The sequence below is a fragment of the Bacillus sp. Marseille-P3661 genome (genome assembly GCF_900240995.1).
Taxonomy (GTDB): Bacteria; Bacillota; Bacilli; order Bacillales; family Bacillaceae_J; genus OESV01.
Genome location: NZ_LT965956.1, coordinates 198,301 through 220,459 on the forward strand (window position 1 = coordinate 198,301; position 22,159 = coordinate 220,459).

16 protein-coding genes are annotated in these 22,159 nt (G+C 35.0%); 13 read left to right on the forward strand and 3 right to left on the reverse strand.

The features are described 5' to 3' along the window. Positions 1 to 244: 244 nt before the first annotated feature. The 5 genes from C1724_RS20040 to C1724_RS20060 all read left to right on the forward strand — a co-directional run bounded on the left by C1724_RS20040 (position 245) and on the right by C1724_RS20060 (position 7,033). Positions 245 to 559 (forward strand): hypothetical protein, encoded by a 315-nt coding sequence (locus C1724_RS20040; RefSeq protein WP_102348546.1) that lies wholly within the window; start codon positions 245 to 247, stop codon positions 557 to 559. Between the two features lie 115 nt (positions 560 to 674). Continuing rightward, positions 675 to 1,505: a deoxyribonuclease IV gene (locus C1724_RS20045; RefSeq protein WP_180994364.1), complete on the forward strand. Its 831-nt coding sequence runs from the start codon at positions 675 to 677 to the stop codon at positions 1,503 to 1,505. 176 nt (positions 1,506 to 1,681) lie between these two features. Next, on the forward strand, positions 1,682 to 2,869 hold the full coding sequence (locus tag C1724_RS20050) for an MFS transporter (protein WP_102348757.1): 1,188 nt from the start codon (positions 1,682 to 1,684) through the stop codon (positions 2,867 to 2,869). A gap of 73 nt (positions 2,870 to 2,942) precedes the next feature. Next, positions 2,943 to 3,146: a DUF6501 family protein gene (locus C1724_RS20055; protein WP_102348548.1), complete on the forward strand. Its 204-nt coding sequence runs from the start codon at positions 2,943 to 2,945 to the stop codon at positions 3,144 to 3,146. A 1,385-nt stretch (positions 3,147 to 4,531) separates the two neighbouring features. Next, complete coding sequence (locus C1724_RS20060; protein ID WP_102348758.1) at positions 4,532 to 7,033, forward strand: DUF3656 domain-containing U32 family peptidase; 2,502 nt, start codon at positions 4,532 to 4,534, stop codon at positions 7,031 to 7,033. Between the two features lie 53 nt (positions 7,034 to 7,086). Here C1724_RS20060 and C1724_RS20065 read toward each other — a convergent pair whose 3' ends face one another. Then, positions 7,087 to 7,770 carry an SIMPL domain-containing protein gene (locus C1724_RS20065; RefSeq protein WP_102348549.1) on the reverse strand — a complete coding sequence of 228 codons (684 nt, stop codon included), beginning with the start codon at positions 7,768 to 7,770 and terminating at the stop codon, positions 7,087 to 7,089. 177 nt (positions 7,771 to 7,947) lie between these two features. On the opposite strand from C1724_RS20065, the gene C1724_RS20070 reads away from it, so the two are divergent. Together C1724_RS20070 and C1724_RS20075 are read left to right on the forward strand one after the other, a co-directional pair. Beyond that, positions 7,948 to 8,580 (forward strand): thiamine diphosphokinase, encoded by a 633-nt coding sequence (locus C1724_RS20070; RefSeq protein WP_102348550.1) that lies wholly within the window; start codon positions 7,948 to 7,950, stop codon positions 8,578 to 8,580. A 120-nt stretch (positions 8,581 to 8,700) separates the two neighbouring features. Further along, a complete protein-coding gene (locus tag C1724_RS20075) occupies positions 8,701 to 8,895 on the forward strand; it encodes a hypothetical protein (RefSeq protein WP_102348551.1) in 195 nt (64 codons plus the stop codon). Positions 8,896 to 9,040: 145 nt separating this feature from the next. Here C1724_RS20075 and C1724_RS20080 read toward each other — a convergent pair whose 3' ends face one another. Continuing rightward, positions 9,041 to 10,660 carry an ABC-F family ATP-binding cassette domain-containing protein gene (locus C1724_RS20080; RefSeq protein ID WP_102348552.1) on the reverse strand — a complete coding sequence of 540 codons (1,620 nt, stop codon included), beginning with the start codon at positions 10,658 to 10,660 and terminating at the stop codon, positions 9,041 to 9,043. A gap of 387 nt (positions 10,661 to 11,047) precedes the next feature. Between C1724_RS20080 and ilvD the strand changes: the two genes are divergently transcribed. Both ilvD and C1724_RS20090 read left to right on the forward strand, forming a co-directional pair. Beyond that, positions 11,048 to 12,724 carry a dihydroxy-acid dehydratase gene (ilvD, locus tag C1724_RS20085; protein ID WP_102348553.1) on the forward strand — a complete coding sequence of 559 codons (1,677 nt, stop codon included), beginning with the start codon at positions 11,048 to 11,050 and terminating at the stop codon, positions 12,722 to 12,724. Positions 12,725 to 12,842: 118 nt separating this feature from the next. Further along, a complete protein-coding gene (locus C1724_RS20090; RefSeq protein WP_102348554.1) occupies positions 12,843 to 13,493 on the forward strand; it encodes a VC0807 family protein in 651 nt (216 codons plus the stop codon). A 122-nt stretch (positions 13,494 to 13,615) separates the two neighbouring features. Here the strand turns inward: C1724_RS20090 and C1724_RS20095 are convergent, their stop codons facing one another. Continuing rightward, positions 13,616 to 13,876: a hypothetical protein gene (locus tag C1724_RS20095; RefSeq protein ID WP_102348555.1), complete on the reverse strand. Its 261-nt coding sequence runs from the start codon at positions 13,874 to 13,876 to the stop codon at positions 13,616 to 13,618. A gap of 172 nt (positions 13,877 to 14,048) precedes the next feature. Between C1724_RS20095 and C1724_RS20100 the strand changes: the two genes are divergently transcribed. The 4 genes from C1724_RS20100 to C1724_RS20115 all read left to right on the forward strand — a co-directional run bounded on the left by C1724_RS20100 (position 14,049) and on the right by C1724_RS20115 (position 22,000). Then, on the forward strand, positions 14,049 to 15,692 hold the full coding sequence (locus C1724_RS20100) for a DUF2339 domain-containing protein (RefSeq protein ID WP_102348556.1): 1,644 nt from the start codon (positions 14,049 to 14,051) through the stop codon (positions 15,690 to 15,692). Between the two features lie 25 nt (positions 15,693 to 15,717). Beyond that, entirely contained in the window at positions 15,718 to 16,596 is an 879-nt protein-coding gene (locus C1724_RS20105; protein WP_102348557.1) for a metal-dependent hydrolase, read from the forward strand. A gap of 179 nt (positions 16,597 to 16,775) precedes the next feature. Beyond that, positions 16,776 to 18,935, forward strand: a complete 2,160-nt coding sequence (locus C1724_RS20110; protein WP_102348558.1) for a PAS domain S-box protein — start codon at positions 16,776 to 16,778, stop codon at positions 18,933 to 18,935. Between the two features lie 458 nt (positions 18,936 to 19,393). Continuing rightward, a complete protein-coding gene (locus tag C1724_RS20115) occupies positions 19,394 to 22,000 on the forward strand; it encodes an S-layer homology domain-containing protein (RefSeq protein ID WP_102348559.1) in 2,607 nt (868 codons plus the stop codon). The last annotated feature ends 159 nt before the right edge of the window (positions 22,001 to 22,159 follow it).

Genomic DNA, 22,159 nt, shown 5'->3' on the forward strand with positions numbered 1-22,159 from the left:
GTAATAAGTTTTTCTCCGGTGCTCAGCTATTTAATATTGTAATAAATAAAGATTTATTTTTATGAAAATGAAGGATTTTATTAGTTATTATCGAAATTATTAAATAATTGCTATTCAATATTTGGTTAGATAACTGTAAAAAATTAATATACTATAAGATTATTAACTTTATAATAGTTATAATTCATTTATGGTATAATATAAATGAACTATATAGGTTAATAAAGGATGGGGGGAAAAGGGTATGGAACAACAAAAGTTTATTAGCTATTTAGGAGATAAAATTAAAGATGCAAAGGTACAATTTGAACGGACTGTTGAGTGTAAGCACACGGAATTTGATGATTTATATCCATATATGAGTGAACAACCCACTTTCTTTTGGTATAAGCGTTATGTTGCATGGCAGGAGCTATTAACAGTTGTTAAAATTGCAACTGAATTAGAAATTGAGTGGCAATCCTTCTTTACGAAGAAACAACAATCCTTTATTGAGAAGAAGGTTCTAGATGCTAAAGTATTAGATTACTGGTTTGAAGAATGTAAACAAGAATCTTAAAATATTTTATGAGATCGTTATTACGGTCTCATTTTTATTTTTTAACATTTTTTCATAGCCTTCAGGAATACTACTACCATATCATCTTATTATTGTTGAATCGGAGGCTAAACCTTTGTATATCGGTTGTCATGTCAGTATAAGAAACGGTTATTTAGATGCAGCAAAGACAGCATCTCTATTGGGCGCAAATTGCTTTCAATATTTTCCGAAAAATCCGCGAACGCTTTCAGTGAAAACGATTGATAAAAAGAATGCAAATGATTGTAGAACCTTTTGTATTGAAAATGGGGTTAAATCAGTAGCGCATTCACCCTATCCGTCAGACCTAACTCCAGAAAAAGGAAAAAAACAATTAGTTATTGATTCCCTTTTGAACGATCTTGAAATTGCAGATCTGTGTGGCTCGTTAGGGGTAGTTGTTCACTTTGGAACTTATCATAATCCCAATGACCCTTTAGAAGGTTATAAACGAATGATAGAGATGATGAATAACATTCTACATAGATGGCAGGGTAAGGCTTTATTATTACTTGAAAACAATGCAGGGATGAAAGGTGAGATGGGCATTACCTTTGAGGAAATGGCACAGATCAGAAATCTTTGTCAATACCCAGATAAAGTGGGTTTTTGTCTTGACACCTGTCATTTATTTGCCAGTGGCGTTTGGACAGGAGAGAATTGGTCTGACCTTGAAAAAAAGGGGAAACAGTTAAACATTTTTGAACATCTTAAAGTTATCCATTTTAATAATTCCAAATATCCTTCAGGTTCAAGGAAAGATCGGCACGCCAATATTAAACGAGGGCATATTGGGTTAAACCAATTTAATGCTCTTGTTTATTCTTCATACTTAAAAGAACTGCCCTTTATTTTGGAAACACCAAATGAGCTTGGCTATACACATGGCGAAGAAATTAGAGATATAAAAACCTTTTTTATGTAAATTGGTACTAACGTTCATGTAGAGATGAAGAGATCCATAGGTCATACCTTTAGGCAAAAGCCTCGCTGATTGAGTTTCACTTTATTAAACATTGCCATTTCAATTATAATAATTAAGGATTCAAACAACTTTATAGGAGAAGGTGCTTTACTATCAATTTTTTAAAACGTAATTTGATGATCATGTGGTTTGCAAATTTCCTAGTTGCAGCTAGCATGACGATGATCATGCCATTTTTGTCTTTGATCATAGAATCAATGGGAAATTATCCTTCAGAATTTGTTCAAAAATGGGCAGGATTAGTGTTTGGTGTTACTTTTATAACTGCTTTCTTTTTCTCGCCTATATGGGGTAGATTTGGGGATCGGCATGGTCGGAAAAAAGTTCTTATAATTTTAAGTCTAGGTGTTTCTGTTTGTATATTTTTAATGGGCTTTGTACATTCAGTTTATCTATTATTTTTCCTACGATTATGTATGGGGATATTCGCTGGATTTATTTCGATGGCACAGGCGTTTATTTCCTCCCAAGCACCTAAAGAGAAAGCGGGTCGAGTTTTAGGAACATTACAAACAGGAAATGTAACAGGTGCTTTATTTGGACCTTTAATTGGAGGTTTGCTTGCTGATACAGTTGGTTTTAAGTACACGTTTATATTAACAGCTAGTTTAACAGCGTTGACAAGTGTTCTGATTTTTTTCATGGTAAAAGAAGTCAGCATCCAATCAATTGGGAAAGAAAAAGGATCTTTCACTCGTAAACAGGTGTTTCAATTGATATTTAAGACTCCTATGCTACTAATTGTAATGATTGTTGGCACCCTTATACAAGTAGCACACTTTAGTATTCAACCTTTACTAGCGTTATATGTGAGTGAGTTAAATGTAACAGAGAATATAGCCTTTTTATCAGGAGCAGCCTTTTCAGCTGCCGGCCTAGGTAATTTAATGTTTGCACGTGAATGGGGTAAACTTGGTGATCGCTATGGTCATGAGAAAGTATTAGGTTTTCTATTAATTGCGGTGAGTCTCGTTTATTTGCCGCAAGCGTTCGTTACTTCTGTTTGGCAATTAATGATTCTACGTGTCTTTTTAGGAATGGTATTAGGGGGATTTATTCCTTGTATTACTGCCTACATTCGACAAACAGCACCGTTGACGATCACAGGAGAAATTCTCGGTTATAATACCAGCTTTCGTTTTTTGGGTAATATGATCGGTCCGGTTTTAGGAGGCTTTTTATCCGCACATATTGGGATTTCCTCCGTATTTTATGTAACTAGTTCTCTCTTATTTTTGAGCTCCGTAATTTTATGGACTACAAGGTATCGTTATCGTAACATTCAGCCTGAAAAAGAGCTATAATAAAATAGTTTGGAAAAAAAGATTTTACCATTATAATAGTAATGATAATAATAAATGAGAAGGAGCTACTGTAATGAGAAATAATACTTGGCAAAACAGCGAAACAATTAAAAATGTAAAATGCGTACATACGAATGCAAAAAAATATAAGGTCGATACAGCGTTAACAGTAGGTAAAGTTTATGAAGTAAAAAATGAAACAGAGGAATTTGTTTTTATTATAGATAATTCAGGAAAAGTCGGCGGTTATTATAAGGATTATTTTGTTGAAGCATAAAGTTGAAATATAAGCTACTTTCTTAAAGCATGATGAATAATCATGCTTTTTTTCTGTGTTGTAGGATTTTTGGCTTTATATGAAGAGGAAACTAATGGAAGAAGAGCAAGGTAAAGCTCTTCATCGAGTTTTTGAAGAGGAAACCGCAGTGGAAAATTAATGCCAAACCACTTCATGGTGGCAATGAAGAGGAAACAACAGTGGAAAATTAATGCAAAACCTCTTCATTGAGCGTATGAAGAGGAAACCGCAGTGAAAAATTAATGCCAAACCTCTTCATGTTGCGATGAAGAGGAAACATGAAGAGGAAAATTAATGCAAAACCTCTTCATCGAGCCAATGAAGAGGAACCCGTAGTGAAAAACTAATGCCAAACCACTTCATGGAGGCAATGAAGAGGAAACAGGAGTGGAAAATTAATGTAAAACCTCTTCATCGAGCGTATGAAGAGGAACCCGCAGCGAAAAACCCATGCCAAACCTTTTCATCGAGCCAATGAAGAGGAACCCGCAGCGAAAAACCCATGCCAAACCTCTTCATCAAGCCAATGAAGAGGAACCCGCAGTGAAAAATTAATGCCAAACCTCTTCATCGAGCCAATGAAGAGGAAACCGCAGCGAAAAACTAATGCAAAACCTCTTCATCGAGCCAATGAAGGAGAAACCGCAGTGAAAAACTAATGCCAAACCTCTTCATGTTGCCGATGAAGAGGAAACCGCAGTGAAAAACTAATGCCAAACCTCTTCATCGAGCCAATGAAGAGGAAACCGCAGCGAAAAACCCATGCCAAACCTCTTCATCGAGCCAATGAAGAGGAACCCGCAGCGAAAAACCCATGCCAAAACTCTTCATCAAGCCAATGAAGAGGAACCCGCAGCGAAAAACTAATGCAAACCCTCTTCATCGAGCCGATGAAGAGGAAACCGTAGTGAAAAACTAATGCCAAACCTCTTCATTGAGTGTAAGAAGAGGAAACAGCAGTGGAAAATTAATGCCAAACCACTTCATGGTGCGAATGAAGAGGAAACTAAGTTGAAAAACTAATGCCAAACCACTTCATGGTGGCAATGAAGAGGAACCCCGAGAGAAAAACCCACGCCAAAACCTTTTATTGAGCGTATGAAGAGGAAACCAAGTTGAAAAAACCAAGGAAAAGCTCTTCATAATGCCATCAAGAGTAACCCCAATATAAAATACAAGCCAAACAACTCACCAAGGAAAATTTTCATCAATTTATTTTATATTCTCTTCCCAACAAAAAAATTCAAAAAAAATTTGTACTTCATAGTATATATACAGTAAAATAAATTTTTGAGTATGTTCTAAAATACCATTAGTTAATTAACAATCAATTGTGGAGCTATCCATGATAGTTTTACAATATGATGAGAGGATTGAGAGATTTGAAACGCACTAGAAGTTCGGTTGAATTATTAGCGCCGGCAGGGAACTGGGAATGTCTGCGGGCTGCTGTTGCAAATGGAGCAGATGCTATCTTTTTTGGCGTGGAAAATTTTAATGCTCGTGTGCGAGCAAAAAATTTCCAGGTAGAGGAATTACCTGAAATTATGGCTTATTTGCATAAATATAATGTTCGCGGGTATGTGACATTTAATATATTGGTATTTGAAAATGAACTAGATCAAGCGCGGTCTTTAGTAGAGTCCTGTATAGATGCAGGAGTAGATGCCTTAATTGTACAAGATATGGGTCTTGTGCAGTTAATTCGTGAAATATCACCGGATTTCCCTATACATGGTTCAACACAAATGACGATTACTTCTCCAGAAGCGATCGATTTTCTTAAGCCCTATGATCTTGAGGTTGTAGTTTTAGGACGAGAAAATAACTTAAATCATATTAAAACAATAGCAAACAAATCACCAATGCCGTTAGAAGTATTTGTTCATGGTGCGTTATGCGTTTCTTATTCAGGGCAGTGTCTTACATCAGAAATGTGGGGCGGCCGTTCTGCCAATCGGGGGGAATGTGCGCAAGCATGTCGTTTACCATATGATTTACTAGTAGATAATGAAGTGAAAGAAATGGGTAATATTGCTTACGTGTTATCGCCTAAAGATTTGGCGGCAATAGAAATCGTCCCTGAGTTAATTGATGCTGGTGTGTCTTCTTTTAAAATTGAAGGTCGATTAAAGTCACCTGAATATGTAGCTAATGTTGTAAGTAAATACCGAAAAGCAATTGATGAACATTTAGCGGGAAATGATTATACTCCTTCTAAACAAGAAATACGTGAACTACAGCAAAGCTTTAGTCGTGGCTTTACATTTGGATTTTTAAAAGGAACGAATAATAAGCAATTAATCGATGGAACATTTCCGAAAAGTCGTGGCGTTTACCTTGGAACGGTCAAAAAAGTTTTAAAAGATGCGGTTTTATGTGACTTAGAGACACCGCTAAAACGCGGAGATGGCATTGTATTTGATGCAGGTCGTCCTGAGGAAAAAGAAGAAGGTGGACGGGTTTACGATCTTCGTAAAAAAGGGAAAAAGCTCGAGGGTGAAGTGGAACAGTCTCAAATCGAAATTGTCCCAGGCCGTCATGATGTAAACTTAACTAAAATTAATGTCGGGGATAAAATTTGGAAAACAAGTGACCAAGAACTTGAGAAACATTTGCGTAAAACCTATGAATCTGAGCAATGTTTCCGCTTGTTCCCAGTAAATGTTTCTGTAACTGGTAATTTGGGCCAACCGTTGCTAACAGTTTGGCATGATGAAGCAACAAATCAATATGTTACAATTGAATCTGAGCAAGCATTAGAAGAAGCGCAAAAACGCCCGCTAACAGCTGATTATTTAGCTGAACAGCTTGGACGGTTAGGCGGCACTATTTATGAACTGAATAATTTAAACGTCAACATTACTGGAGATGTAATTATTCCTGTAAAAGAATTAAATCGCATGCGCCGTGAAGCAGTAGACCAATTATTAGCGGCTAGACAAGCGCCGATTCAGTATAAGAAAAACAATTCTTTATTGAAACCAGATGTACAAAGGAAGGCCAATAGAGTTAAAGATTCCGCTAATTTAATTGCACTCTGCCGGACAATGGAACAAATTCAAGCTGCATGTAACACAGATATTGATTATATATATGCTGACTTTGAATTCACAACTGACTATCCAAAGGCTGTTCAAGTGGCTAGGAATAATAACAAGTCAATTGCTTTAGCTACGCCAAGAATTCATATGCCAGGGGAAAATGGAATTCTTAACGGAATTGTCAAAGCTAAACCTGATGCGATTCTAGTAAGAAGTTTAGGTGCCGTTCAGTATTATTTGGAACAAAAATTAACGATCCCACTAATCGGCGACTTTTCTTTAAATATCGCTAATTCAAGAGCTGTTGATTTATTCTTAAACCGTGGACTAAGTCGTGTGACGCCTTCATATGATTTGAACATCCAACAAATGTTTGACATGCTCGAGAACGCGTCGACTGAAGATATTGAGATTGTTATTCATCAGCATTTACCAATGTTTCATACCGAGCATTGCGTGTATTGTACATTCTTGAGTGAAGGCACTGATTTTACAAATTGCGGAAGACCTTGTGAAAAACATCGAATTTCATTACAAGATCGAATTGGAATGAGTCATCCTGTACGCGTGGATATCGGTTGCCGTAATACCGTCTATAATGCGATTGAACAATCTGGAGCTGAGTACTTATCACAGTTTTTAACAGAGGGCATTCAAAACTACCGTATTGAGTTTTTGGAAGAAAATGAAGATAAAGTTAAAGAAGTAATTGCTCTTTATCGTGAGGCGTTAAACGGTGAAAGAACTGGTACGAGTGTTTGGAAAACGTTAAAGGCCACAAATCAATTAGGTGTAACAAGAGGACAATTGATTAAAAAATAAGACGTTGGGGAAAAACTCCCCTTCGTCTTTGATTTTTGATAAAATAATTAAGGTTATTGGATAGCAAATTTCGATTCAATTTTTGCGTTCACTTTTAGTTGGCCCGGTGAAATCGGTGTTTCAACACTTGCCATAAATTGAACTTGTTGTGGAAGTGGAGCATGACCAGTGGTAGTAATTTCAGAAATTTGATATGGTGTTGGTTGTATTGTTATACCCAAAGTGCTCGAAATAGTATTTGCTTTTTGAATACTATTTTTCACTGCAATAGTTAAAGCTTGATTATAATATTGATCAGGATTGCTAATTGTAAATTCAATATTATTTACTACATTGGCTCCACTCGCTACGGCAGTATCGATGATTTTACCTGCCTGTGTTACATCATTGCTAACAATCCTAAGAAGATGTGTAACTCGGTACCCTTTAAAGATTTGTTTACCATCTTCATAATCGTAAATCGCGTTAATGTCATATTGAACTGTTTTAATGGAAGTAGAGGGAATTCCAAGATTTTGAAGTGATTGCATTATTGTAGTAGTGATTTTTGCATTTTCTGTTTGTGCGGTACTTGCACTACTATTTTCAGTCATTACACCAATGGTAATATTTACAGTATCAGGTTCAACATCGATTGAACCTTCACCAAAAACTGTAATTTGCTTTTTTCGCGGATTATGGTTAGCTTGCTCAGGATTTCTTGGAGAATAAAAAGGAGCCTGACGATTGTAATACATATCTCTCAATCACCTCAATTTTATATGGGCAAAGAGTGAAAAGAGTCCTAACTTTAAAAAGTTACTAAATACGTCAAATTTATTTTTGCAAACATATATTATTCTATTAATGTGAACCATCATTTATAACCAAAAAGCAATCTAATTTCCATATATAGGAGGGGGAGGTGGCCATTTTTGAGAGTACTTATTTTTAGCGGAGGAAATTTAGATGCTTGGGCACTTTCTTATATAAATGAGGGTGATTATATTATCGGTGTCGATCGTGGAGCCTATTTCCTTTACAAAAACAATATAAAAATGGATGCAGCAATTGGTGATTTTGATTCTGTTAGTGAACATGAAAAAAGGCTTATATCGTTATCTACAGATCATATAGAAGATTATGATCCTATTAATAAAGACAAAACCGATACTGAGATAGCGTTGGATTTTGCATTAAATAAAAATCCAACGGAGATTGTTTTACTGGGTGTATTAGGTACTCGATTTGACCATTCATTAGCAAATGTTCATTTGTTAGTAAAAAGTTTAGCAGCAGATATAAATTGCAAAATTGTCGATAATAAAAATGAAATACTCGTTGTAAACAATAAGGTTGTTATACATAAAGAGCATTTTACGCATGTATCGCTACTGCCTTTAACTTCTGAAGTAAAAGGGATCACACTTAAGGGATTTAAATATCCATTGGAAAATGCGGCAATCAGTATTGGTGAAACTCTTGGAATTAGCAATATCCTTCTTGAGGAGACAGGAACTATTTCAATTGATACCGGAATTTTATTAGTTATTAAAAGTATAGATTAATTAATATTTATTATATTTTAACGTTTTAAACAAGCACAAATCGGGCTATGGTCTATATACGAATCCATAATTGAGAATGGATTCATTTGATATAAAATTAATTAAAAGGTGTGTTATAAAATGAGTAAAAAAATAAGTGAATTGTATGAACATGAATTAATTGAAATGGTGGCCTCAAACAAATATCAAGATCAAATAAAGAAAGAGTGGTTTAGCCGTTGGGGTCTAGAGTTCCCGTTAATCAGAACTGCATCAGGAGTTAAGAAATACGGAGAAAGTTTCACTATTACAAATAAAGAGCATGTAGCACTGTAAATAAAGAATAAAAAAGATGAAGGAGTAGACACCTTCATCTTTTTTTCATCTTCTCTTAAAAAATAAGAAAGCTATAATTTTGTAGGTACTTGTCCAGCTCCAGCGCTAGCCCTCGGAGCTAATCAAGACGAATGGTTTTTCTAGTCTATGCATACATTTCTGTTAGTTGTTTTTGAATATCACTATTTTCAAGATATTCATCATATGTCATTTGCTTGTCGACGATTCCTTTAGGTGTAATCTCAATAATGCGATTTGCAATGGTTTCTACAAATTGATGGTCATGTGATGCAAACAAAATTGAACCTTTAAAACTAATTAAACCATTGTTTAAAGCTGTAATCGATTCAAGGTCAAGGTGGTTTGTTGGTTCATCTAATACTAAAACATTCGCACCACTTAACATCATTTTCGAAAGCATACAGCGTACTTTTTCTCCTCCAGATAATACACTAGATTTCTTTAATACTTCTTCACCAGAGAATAACATTCTGCCTAAGAATCCACGTAAGAAACTCTCGCTTTCATCATTTGGAGAGAATTGACGAAGCCAGTCCACAAGATTTAATTCGCTATTTTCAAAGAACTTTGAGTTATCCTTTGGAAAATAAGCTTGTGAAGTCGTGATGCCCCATTTGAATGTCCCGCTGTCTGGTTCCATTTCACCCATTAATATTTTGAAAAGGGTTGTTTTCGCAATTTCATCTTTACCAACAAGCGCAATTTTGTCACCTTTGTTCATTGTAAAACTAATATTATCAAGAACCTTTTCGCCATCAATCGTTTTTGATATACCGTCAACAAATAGTAAGTCATTTCCAATTTCACGGTCCGGAGTAAATCCAACATATGGGTAACGACGTGATGACGGCTTGATATCATCTAATGAAATTTTATCTAGTAGTTTTTTGCGTGATGTCGCTTGTTTTGATTTAGATGCATTTGCACTAAAGCGAGCAATAAATGCTTGTAATTCTTTTATTTTTTCTTCTTTTTTACGATTAGCATCAGATGCCATTCTTTGAGCTAATTGGCTTGATTCATACCAGAAATCATAGTTACCAACATAAATTTGAATTTTACCAAAGTCTAAATCAGCGATATGTGTACATACTTTATTTAAAAAGTGACGGTCATGTGATACCACTATGACTGTATTTTCAAAGTTGATTAAGAATTCCTCTAACCATTTAATAGCTTTAATATCAAGGTGGTTGGTAGGCTCATCGAGTAGAAGTACATCTGGTTTACCAAATAAGGCTTGAGCCAATAAGACTTTTACTTTATCTCCACCTGTTAATTCTGCCATCTTCTTTGTATGAAGATCCTCATCGATTCCAAGTCCTTTTAAAAGAATTGCGGCTTCAGATTCGGCTTCCCAACCATTCATTTCAGCAAATTCACCTTCAAGTTCAGCGGCCTTCATACCATCTTCATCTGTGAAATCAGGTTTCATATAAATCGCATCTTTTTCTTGCATGACTTCATAAAGACGGGCATGCCCCATAATTACAGTCTTAAGCACTTCATGCTCTTCATATTCAAAATGGTTCTGTTTAAGCACTGCAAGACGTTCCCCTGGTCCCATAAAAACGTCACCAGTTTGCGCTTCAATTTCACCTGCTAAAATTTTAAGGAAAGTAGACTTCCCAGCGCCGTTTGCGCCGATTAGGCCATAACAATTTCCAGGTGTGAATTTAATGTTTACATCTTCAAATAACTTGCGATCTCCATATCGTAAGCTTACATTACTAACTGTAATCATGTATTAAAATTCCTCCAACTATAAGATATCTATCAAATTATAACAGAAATTAGAAGAACATGCGATAAAGTGACGTTTCATAAGAAATATTTATCTAAAAAAATAAATTGCTTGGGAATATAGGTAATGATTACTTATCGAATTCATATCAGTTTTAGTATATTGTTTAAGCATGGGGAGAAAATGTTATTCTCAACAAGTAATTTAGAATTAGAAATCTTGATAAAAATAAGGCTTTTAGAAGACTGGAAGTAAAAAAAGTAGACCGTAATTAATAATTTAGAAAAATTTTTTAAATTAAGTGTTCATTGATTTTAAAATTAATGATACAATTACTATTAGTCGAAATTTGCTGACAACTTTTTATAGATATTTGGAGGGATTATCTTGGCTGAATTACGTAGTAATATGATTAAAAAAGGATTTGACAGAGCACCACATCGCAGCCTACTTCGCGCTGCGGGTGTAAAAGAGGAAGATTTTGATAAACCGTTTATTGCGGTTTGTAATTCATATATTGATATAGTTCCAGGTCATGTTCATTTACAAGAATTTGGTAAAATTGTAAAAGATGCGATCCGCGAAGCAGGTGGCGTACCTTTCGAATTTAATACAATTGGTGTAGATGACGGAATTGCAATGGGACATATTGGCATGCGTTATTCTCTTCCAAGCCGTGAAATAATTGCTGATTCAGTAGAAACAGTAGTTGCTGCACATTGGTTTGACGGAATGGTTTGTATTCCAAACTGTGATAAAATCACACCAGGAATGATGATGGCTGCTTTACGCTTAAATATCCCTACTGTATTTGTAAGTGGTGGGCCTATGAAGGCTGGTACAACAAGTACAGGTAAAAAAGTTTCTTTATCATCAGTATTCGAAGCCGTTGGCGCACACCAAGCAGGTCAACTAAGTGATGAAGGCTTACAAGAGCTTGAACAATTTGGTTGTCCTACATGTGGATCATGTTCAGGTATGTTTACTGCAAACTCAATGAATTGTTTAGCAGAAGCATTAGGTTTAGCGTTACCTGGTAACGGAACTATTTTGGCTGTAGCTCCAGAACGTAAAGAGTTCGTTAAGCGTTCAGCTACACAATTAATGGAATTAATTAAAAAAGATATTAAACCACGCGATATCGTGACTGAAAAAGCAATCGATAATGCTTTTGCATTAGATATGGCTTTAGGTGGATCTACAAATACGGTGCTACACACGCTTGCATTGGCACATGAGGCAGAGATTGATTATCCTATCTCACGCATTAACGAAGTAGCAGAGCGTGTACCACATCTTTCTAAGCTTGCTCCTGCAAGTGATTGGCATATTGAAGATCTTCATGAAGCAGGCGGCGTATCAGCTGTTTTAAATGAGCTTTCAAAGAAAGAAGGCGCATTACATTTAGATACTATTACGGTTACTGGTAAAACTTTGGGCGAAAATATTGCTGGGCATGATATCAAAGACCACAATGTTATTTACCCTATTGATAAGCCATATTCTGAAAAAGGTGGCCTTGCTGTTCTATTTGGTAACCTTGCTCCAGAAGGTGCAATTATCAAAACAGGTGGTGTACAAGCTGGTATTACTCGCCATGAAGGACCTGCAATTGTATTTGATTCACAAGATGAAGCATTACATGGAATTGCGAACGGCCATGTAAAGGAAGGTCATGTTGTGATCATTCGTTATGAAGGACCAAAAGGTGGACCGGGTATGCCTGAAATGCTTGCGCCAACATCTCAAATCGTTGGAATGGGCTTAGGTGCGAAGGTTGCCCTTGTAACAGACGGCCGTTTCTCTGGTGCATCTCGCGGCCTATCCATTGGACATGCGTCACCTGAAGCAGCAGAAGGTGGACCTCTTGCTTTTGTTCAAAATGGCGACCATGTAGTAATCGATATTGAATCACGTACAATGAACGTTGATGTACCAGAAGAAGAATGGAATAAGCGTAAAGAAAACTGGAAAGGGTTTGAACCAAAAGTTAAAACTGGTTATCTAGCTCGCTATTCTAAACTTGTTACAAATGCTAGCATGGGCGGAATTATGAAAATCTAATTAAATGTTGGTTAATAGAAAAACATGGTTCCTTTAGAATCATGTTTTTCTTCTTTTAATAAGGGATTCATACTATAATGTTATATGTTATGTTAAATTTTTTTATAAAGGAGTTAACATGAAAAAATTCAAACCAATCCTTGAGATTCTTTGTTATATTATATTACCGATCGTCATTTGGAAATATGGACGCGCTCCTTTAGGTGATTACTACGCCATGCTATTATCAACCGTGCCTGGCTTTATTTATACAATATGGAATTTCTTTAATGATCGACAATTTAACGTTACTGGTTTATATATCATGTCTTCTTTGATCATTAATACCATCTTGGATTTAATGAGTGACTCTGCAGAGTGGATGCTATGGAATGGTATTTATTTCAATTTTGGGATGATCGCATTTTTATTACTGACTATTATTATTAAAAAGCCATTAGTCATGTATTTTTTAATTGATGCTGCTTATGTACAGGGTACTCCTCGTAAGGAGAGTTTCAAAAAGTATCGCTCGCCAAAGTACTTTAAATATTTTCAGTGGCTAACAGCTTTCTTAATTTTAAGAGATGTTCTAGAAAGTGGACTTAAAATTTGGCTTATCTATAAATATGGAGTAGACGGCTTTGATAAAATTCTAGTTGTAATGAGAACATTTGGCTGGATTTTTTCTGTACTGTTTGTCGGTGCGATTATGTTTGTATTTAATAAAATGGGCTTTTTTGATGATAAAAAGGACGATAAGAAGGACGATGATGATTTGGCGATTTAGCAAGTGGTTAAGAATCAAGGTATATCGTTACTTTGTAAATGAATAATTAAAAAAAACGCCTATTAACAATATAATGTGGTTACTAGGCGTTTTTCCATATTAGCAATTGTTGTTTTTCCCTTTTACACTTTGGATAAATTATACGGCTCTTTATCTTTGTTCAAAGCAAATGAAAAATAGGGAACAGGACCAATCATAATTCTAACAACACGAATTGGAAGAAAGTCTAATTTTTCAAAAATATAATCTAACGCACTTTTCTTAATCATATTGTTACTATCATCTGTAAGATTAATTATTGCTTCGCTTTTCTTGTTTATAAAAAGAAACACTTCGTATTTGCCTGCCGTTTTTTTTATTTCATGTTTTAGAAATAATTTCAAAACTAATCACCCTTGATCCATGTCTTTTCATTAGCTTACACAAATTAAAATTAATATATCCTGTCAACGTTTGAATAAAGTTGAGGTTGTAAAAAGTTTCCTGAAGGAAGACATATCTGTTAAAATAGCGGGAAGATAGTCATTATATTTTTTTATTTAAGGATGTGAGATATTGAATCAGGATGAGCGGATTGATTTATTAGAAAAAAAGGTTGAAACGTTAGAGTATGAAATACGTGAACTTAGATCAGCACTACAAACACATAATATAGCACCAATAGAAGTCGAAAAATCTAACAAACATATACATAAACGAAAAGTACCAACTGCCACCCAATCCGAACAAAAAGATAAGATAGATTTTGAAAAACAATTAACCCAAACTTGGCTACCACGGATTTTTATGATTGTATTGTTACTGGGAGTACTTTGGGGATTTAAAGTTGCGATTGACTTTGGAATCATAACGCCGAGTGTTAGAATATTGATTGGATATATAGTAGGCATGCTTCTTAGCATGATGGGTTATAAACAAATAAAAGAGAAACGAGAGAAGCTGGGGATCGTTCTATTTGGAGGAGCCTTCTCAATTTTAATTTTTACAACTTTCGCTGCAAATGTATTGTATTGGTTGATCCCTAGTATTTTTGCTTTTTTATTAAACATTATTTGGCTAGCATTAGGTTTAAACCAATCGATTAAATATAACTCACAATCTTTAGGGATCTTTATTGCATTAGGCGGGTATTTTGTTCCTTTCCTAGTTGAAAGTAATCAGCCGAATAGTTGGCTATTTACGCTTTATGAGACGATCTTATTTGTTGTACTATTATATCTATCATTACGAAAACAGTATATCTATTTGTATTTTATGTCCTTTTTTACATTACATTTAACATTTTTCGCTTTTTCGTTAGTCACCACATTTACATTAGATAGCTACACAATTCAAACATTAGCCTATGGTACTATTACACAGTTTTTGTTTATCAACCTTATGTTTTTAAGAAAAACCATTTATATGAAACAACAAATAACAATTTTACTAACAAGTTTTATGTTAACTATGGGTTGGGTTACAATTGTACTTGACAGGTTATTTGCACAGTGGTTTTCTTTTGTACTGACAGTGCTTTTTTTACTGTTGACAGTGTTATTTTATAATAAAAATAAAGAAAAAATGGTCATCATGTCTGTCGTTGCTTCTTTGTCATTACTCATTTCTATGTCTTATATACTTGATGATGATTGGCTTTTATTGATTGTATTGGTAGAAGGAACAGCATTACTTTATCTTGGATGGTACTTTAAGTCCGTTTTTCAAAAATTAACCGGAAGTATCATTTATTTAGCCGCCTTTTTGGTAAGCATCGAAACATCTGTTTTAAGTTTTTTTTCAACAAATTCTCTAATATGGATTACAGTATTATTTACTCTTGGTTATATTCTCTTTGGCACTATTAAAAACGAACCTAAACTTAAAGGAGCTAAATGGGGTGTAGCTTTAGCCAATGTTTATATTTGGCTGCGCTATACTACTATATTAGTACCGCTTATATTCCAAGGTGTGAGTGAGAATGTGATCCAAATGACGATTTCGTTTATTTGGGCGATCCTTGCAGTTGGAGTCGTGATTGTGGGAATAAACAAAAACAACAAAAATGTACGTTTAGTGGGATTGGGCGTTTTATTTATAGCTTTATTTAAAGTCGTATTAATTGATTTATTTATGGTTTCGATTGTAATTAGAGCCATATTATTTATAGGAATTGGCGCAATTGGTATCGTAGTTTCTAGATTATTTTATTCTAGATAACCACTTGTAATAGGAAGGAAGACCGATGGATACAATTACACATACATTATTTGGCTGCACTATTTATGGTGCATTTAAAAATAAAAAAGAATCAAAACAATATAACCGAGCGTTGTTGTTGTCTTCTATCGGGGCTAGTCAAATACCGGATATCGACGTAATCTCACAATTTTGGGACACAGAGGGATTATATCAGATGTGGCATCGCGGGATTACCCATTCTGTTTTTTTAACACCGATATGGGCATTTCTGTTTTTTATGCTCTCATGGTTTCTTTTCGGTATTAAAGATAAGCGTATATACTTTATCTCTCTTTTGGCAGTATTTATACATGTCTCTAGTGATTTATTTAATGCTTGGGGTACCGGTTATTTAGAGCCTTTTTATAATACAAGAATCACTTTTGGTACGATACCGATTATTGATTTTGTGTTTTGGATTACTATTTTAACTGCTTTTATAGTTTCAAAACGACCACAGTTTAATTCCAATAAAGTTTATCAAATAGCGTGGATTGTTATGCTGCTTCATGTTATCGTGCAGTCTGCATATGGGCTGTATATATATAATCAATATGACAGTAAATATAGTCAGGTTGCACTATCTGCTGGGTTTATTCCGTTTCATTTTACGGTTATTGGCAAACAGGAGCAAACGATCGATATTATTGAAACAATTATGTTTGCGGACGATAAAGTTCAATATTCAATACAATCGAATGAACAAGCAGATTTGGAGGTGCTATTTGAGAAACGTCCGGAAGCAAAAACATTATATGAATGGGCACCATTTGTAGTAATTGTAGATGATGATCAATACTTAGGCCTTTACGATCCGAGATTTTATCGTGATGGACAGTCATTTTTATTTGAATATATAGAAAAAAATGACCTCAACAAATAAGCGAGCCTTAAATTGGAAGACACTTTTCATTATGAAAGGTGTTTTTTTGTGACAAACTTTTACTAAGATCCTATGACAAAAATTTTGCATTGTTTTATAAAAATAATTCTTTCATTCACCCTGCAATTCCACTACAATTGTAGTGGAATTGTTTGAAAAAGGAGTGAGATCTATAGTAGATGGATACGATTTTAATATCCCAGAATCCAATATTAATAACTGTTGCAATCTTATTGACAATAATATCTTCTTATACAGCATTTGATGTATTTTCGCTATTTCGTTTTTCTGAACGGAATAAGCGATTTTTATTTCTTGGTGCTGCTTTTTCCTTAGGAATTGGAATTTGGATTATGAATTTCTTTGGAATGTTATCTATAGAAACACAGCAATCTATTTCATTTTATATACCACTTGTTGTACTTTCTATGATATTAAGCATTGCATTTTCAGGTTTAGGCTTTTACGCAGTAAGTCATCAGGAGTTGAAATTTCCTAATTTATTATTTGGAAGCTTTCTTGTAACACTTGCATTTTTATCTAGTCATTTTATAAGTACGTATGCGATCAATATGACAATTACCTATAATCCGCTGATTATTGCAGTATCGTCACTTTTAATATTTGGGGCATTTCTTTTTACTATATGGGTATTATTTTATGCAAAGAATATCTTCAAAAGAAATCATACCTGGTTAAAACCTTTGAGTGCACTTATCGTTTCAATTGCAATTATTCAAAGTCATTTCTTATTTAACCGTGCCTTAACAATTACTTATATTGATAGTCAGCCTAATCAAATTTTCTTATCTGAAACCTTTGTATTTTATCTAGTACTGTTCGTATGTATATTTGTTATTACTGGATTGATAGCATCTAGCACAATCGTTGGTAACAGATTAGCGAGTAGTAATACCTACTTAAAAGATATTCAAGCTGCACTGGATGTTTCAACTGTTGTAGCTGTTACTGATGCAAAAGGTATAATTACGTATGTTAATGATAAATTTGTTGAAAAGTCAAAGTATACACGTGAAGAGTTACTTGGTAATAAACATTCAATTTTAAATTCAGGCTATCATCCACCAGAATTTTTTAAAGATCTGTGGAAAACAATTGGTGAAGGTAACGTATGGAAGGGTGAAATTCGGAATAAAGCAAAAGATGGTAGTTATTATTGGATGGACACAACGATCATACCTTTTTTAAATAGAAAAGGGAAGCCCTATCAATATGTAGCAATCCGTAGTGATATTACAGATAGAAAACAAGCTGTAGATCAACTCAAATCAACATTAAAAGAGCTAAGTGATATAAAATTTGCACTTGATCAATCATCCATTGTTGCCTTTACTGACCATCGCGGAATTATAACAAGTGTAAATGATAAATTCTGTGAAATTTCCGGTTTTGATCGTGAGGAACTAATTGGGCAGGACCATAAAATATTAAATTCGAATTACCATACTAAGCAATTTTTCAAAAATCTGTGGAAAACAATAGGGCATGGTGAAGTATGGAAAGGTGAAATTCGAAATAAAGCAAAAGATGGAAGTTATTATTGGGTGGATACAACAATTATTCCATTTTTAGATGAGCAAGGTAAACCATATCAGTACCTATCGATTCGGAATGATATTACTGAACGTAAAAAAACGGAAGATATGCTACATCGCCAAGATAAGTTGGCTGCTGTAGGACAGCTAGCTGCGGGTGTTGCCCATGAAATTAGAAACCCTCTTACATCTATGAAGGGCTACACTGAATTTCTTCGAATGGATGAATTGAATGAACAAAGACTTGAGTTTTTCGACATTATTTTAGATGAAATAGAACGGGTTAATTTAATTGTTGAAGAGTTTATGTTGTTGGCTAAACCTAAAAATGTAAAACTTGAAAACAAAAACATTGTTCCTATCATTAGGAATACAATTTCTTTACTTGAGTTTGAAGCTAGAAAAAAGCAAATTTATTTAAAGTTTGAATCTAATACAGATGATATTCATGTCATTTGTGATGAAAATAGTTTAAAACAAGTATTTCTGAACTTCATTAAAAACGGAATGGAAGCCATGCCTAGTGGTGGAGATCTTATTGTAACAACTACTGCAGAAGATGGTCATGTGGACATTTCGATTCGAGATACAGGTGTAGGAATTCCAGCAGACAAATTAAAAAAACTGGGTGAGCCATTCTTTACAACTAAGAAGGAAGGAAATGGTTTAGGCTTAATGGTGAGCTTTAAAATAATTGAAAGCCATAATGGTACTGTCTTTATCGAAAGTGAAGTCGGTAAAGGAACTACCTTTAATATCCAATTACCATCGCAAACGGCATAAAAAGTCTCCGCTATTGGATTTTTTGTGCCGTTTCAATAGGGTTTGGTAGATGAACCTAACTAAAGTATGAGCTTATACTAAATCCGCTTTTAGTAGTTCTGAAGATATATCGAAATAACTTAAATATCTAATTGGAAGAAAATTGGTATTGAGAACATTGCCGTAAGATGTTTTAATAGTATTTGTAAGGCAGTCACATCAACTTTGAAGTCGAGCTTTTGAAAAACAGCTTTATTTCAAAGTTTTTTTTATGGCCATTTTTTGATCTACACAGTATCATTTTATCAACTGTAAATTAATTGGTAATGAGTTACTATTGAATGATTGATTGATAGAATGTTATAGTAATATAGTAAGTTAAAACATACTAAATAGATCGATTTTATCAAATATAACTAATTTCATTTATTCAAATTGAAGAAAAAATAAATCCAACCATACTAGGAGGAATTTTATATATGACTAACCAATCTAAGAAAATCAACAAGTTTGTAACAGCAGCAGCAGGAGCAGCAGTTGTCGTATCAGCAGTCGCACCAGCAGCAGGAGCAGCTTGGACAAACACGCCAGATTGGATGAAAGATTCATTACAAGATCTAGTAAACTACGGTGTTATTGATGCCGATGCAACAGTACGTGCAGATGGTGAAGTTACGCGTGGAGAAGTTGCCTTATACTTCGCTAGAGCTTTAAATTTAGATATGGAAAATGTTGAAAATCCAGGATTTGCGGATGTTCCAACTTCACATAAATATTACAAGGCGATCGCGGCATTAGCGGAAGCAGGCAAAATGAACGGTACAAAATTAGGTTTCGAACCAGATCGCGTGATTAACCGTGCAGAAATGGCATCATTATTAGTTAAAGCATTCGGTTATGAGTACGGTAATGGCGAAAGCTTAAAGTTTACAGACATGCAAGGTGCAGAATGGGCTAAAAATGCGATTGCAGCACTTGTTGATGCAAACATTGTTTCAGGTGTAAACGAAGCGAAAACATTATTTGCGCCAATGGCAACGTTAACTCGTCAAGATACAGCAGCATTCTTACACAAAACAATGGTAGCACAAGGCGTAAACTTTGCAGCACTTGTGAAACAAGTGGATGCAGTTACAGCCGTTACAACAAAGGGTGTAGATGTAGTATTCCCTAAAGTGGAAGAAGCACGCGAAGATGTAACGATTACAGTTTTAGATCCAAATGGTAACGAAGTTGCGGTGAAGCCAGTGAACCTTGAAATCGGTGATACTGAAATTTCATTCACATTTGAAAAAGAATTAGACGAAGTGGCTAACGGTATGTGGGTAGTCGGCGGCGTTGAATTTGATACGGCAGCCGTTGCAGCAGTTAAAGAAGTAAACGAAGCATCTAATCAAGTAGAATTATACGAAGCGTTATCTTCTTCATACTTCAACAACGTAAAATCTGATAACATTGTGAAATATCAAGAAGCATTAAACGCTGCAGATGAAGATGAGAAGAATTCAGTGGCGAAAATCCAAGCTATCATTAACGATGTAAACCAAGATATCGTATCTTTAAGTGATAAAGAAGATGCAGTTAAAGCGGTTAAAGATGCAGGCACGAACCAATTAGAATTATTAGCAGCTCTTCATAACTTTGATCGTGTGAATGCGGATTGGATCGTTGAATATCAAGCAGCACTACCTGCATTAGATGGTGAAGTAGAAGCAACATATGAACTTCTTCAAAACATGATCGACACAGTGAATGAAACTGAAGTGGATGCAGCCATCACAGCAGCAGTAGCTGGTTTAGATGCTGAAGATGTGGAAGACGCAATCGAGCTTGTAGAAGACTTTATCAAAGCAGATGACGAAGAAAAGAAAGAAACAGCCAAAGCGGACCGCATTGAAACATTAGAATTACATGCAGCATTAATTAACATTACAGCTGCGAACACAAATGCGAAATTAATGAATGCTTTACAAGCATACGCAGATCTTAACGAAGATTTCGACACGGACATCATCAACGATACGCTTTTAAAAGAATACCGTCATGCCTTAGCAGCTGTAACAACTGCGGCTGATAAAAATGAAATCACTGAAATCATCGAGATTTTTAAAGATGTTCATACTGCAGCCATTGCAGACGCAGTAGACGCAATCGCGGCATTAAACGAAGATGCATCAACTGCAGATGTGAAAGCAGCCTTCCAAAAGCTAGCGGATGTATCTAAAACAACGCAAGATGCATTTGATATGGACACTGTAGTTGAAGAGTCATTAGAAGATTATTTAACAGAGCTTGTCGGCGCTACAATCGAAACACAAGCAGATGTTGAAGGCGTGATCGCATTTGTGAACAACCCAACGAATGCATTAGCCGAAATCAATACGGCATTAGCGAACGCAGCAACGACTGCAGATCAATTATTCGAGTTATTACAAGACAACTCTTTAACATTAAACAACTTAGTTGAAGCAAACAAAGCACACTATCTAGCTGAAAAAGACTTATTAGCAGCCATCGTAGCTGACATCACAACAACTTCAGAGTTAACAAATGACCAAAAAGCTGAAAAAGTAGCAGCGGTTAAAGATGTTGTAACAGCTGAAAATGCTTTAGTTGAAATCAACGACGTAACATCTGTAACAGCAATGAAAGCTGAATTAGATCAACTAGCAGTGGCTGGCGTAAGCATGGCAGACTTCACAACAGAGGTAACAGCTTATATTGACCTATCTACAACTGCAAAGTTAGAAGTAGCTGAGCTTATAGTAGAAACAAAAACTGAATTCAACTCAGTTGAAGAAGTTGTAGATGCGATCACAGCACAAATTTCAGCACGCAACACCATGCTTTCAGCTGTGAACAATGCAGGTATTGAAGCGACAATTTCTGAAATGGATGCAGCTTTAGAAGCAGTAGACTATGATGCGTATAACAAGCTTTCAGCAGTTCAGCAAATTGCCGTAGCTGAAGCGTTCGTCAACAACTTCCCAACAGAAACAGTCAATAACACTGAGGCTCAAGTAAACTATACAACATTAACAGCAATCAGAGCAGATATCGATAAAGCAATCGCTCAAGTTAAGTAATCGTGCTTAAATTGTTAATTATGCCAATCACATTATGTGGTTGGTTTTTTTTATATAATGTTAACTATTTTAATCTACATTTATTTACAAATTTATATTTATTTTGTAAGTTTAATAGAAAAGAACAACAAAATTCACCAAAGATAGTATATGATAGTA

Bases quoted from the DNA above. Each gene is read 5' to 3' on its own strand.
- C1724_RS20040 (WP_102348546.1), top strand. From the start codon at position 245: ATGGAACAACAAAAGTTTATTAGCTATTTAGGAGATAAAATTAAAGAT.
- C1724_RS20050 (WP_102348757.1), top strand. From the start codon at position 1,682: ATGATCATGTGGTTTGCAAATTTCCTAGTTGCAGCTAGCATGACGATG.
- C1724_RS20055 (WP_102348548.1), top strand. From the start codon at position 2,943: ATGAGAAATAATACTTGGCAAAACAGCGAAACAATTAAAAATGTAAAA.
- C1724_RS20060 (WP_102348758.1), top strand. From the start codon at position 4,532: ATGAGAGGATTGAGAGATTTGAAACGCACTAGAAGTTCGGTTGAATTA.
- C1724_RS20065 (WP_102348549.1), bottom strand. From the start codon at position 7,770: ATGTATTACAATCGTCAGGCTCCTTTTTATTCTCCAAGAAATCCTGAG.
- C1724_RS20075 (WP_102348551.1), top strand. From the start codon at position 8,701: ATGAGTAAAAAAATAAGTGAATTGTATGAACATGAATTAATTGAAATG.
- C1724_RS20080 (WP_102348552.1), bottom strand. From the start codon at position 10,660: ATGATTACAGTTAGTAATGTAAGCTTACGATATGGAGATCGCAAGTTA.
- C1724_RS20090 (WP_102348554.1), top strand. From the start codon at position 12,843: ATGAAAAAATTCAAACCAATCCTTGAGATTCTTTGTTATATTATATTA.
- C1724_RS20105 (WP_102348557.1), top strand. From the start codon at position 15,718: ATGGATACAATTACACATACATTATTTGGCTGCACTATTTATGGTGCA.
- C1724_RS20110 (WP_102348558.1), top strand. From the start codon at position 16,776: ATGGATACGATTTTAATATCCCAGAATCCAATATTAATAACTGTTGCA.
- C1724_RS20115 (WP_102348559.1), top strand. From the start codon at position 19,394: ATGACTAACCAATCTAAGAAAATCAACAAGTTTGTAACAGCAGCAGCA.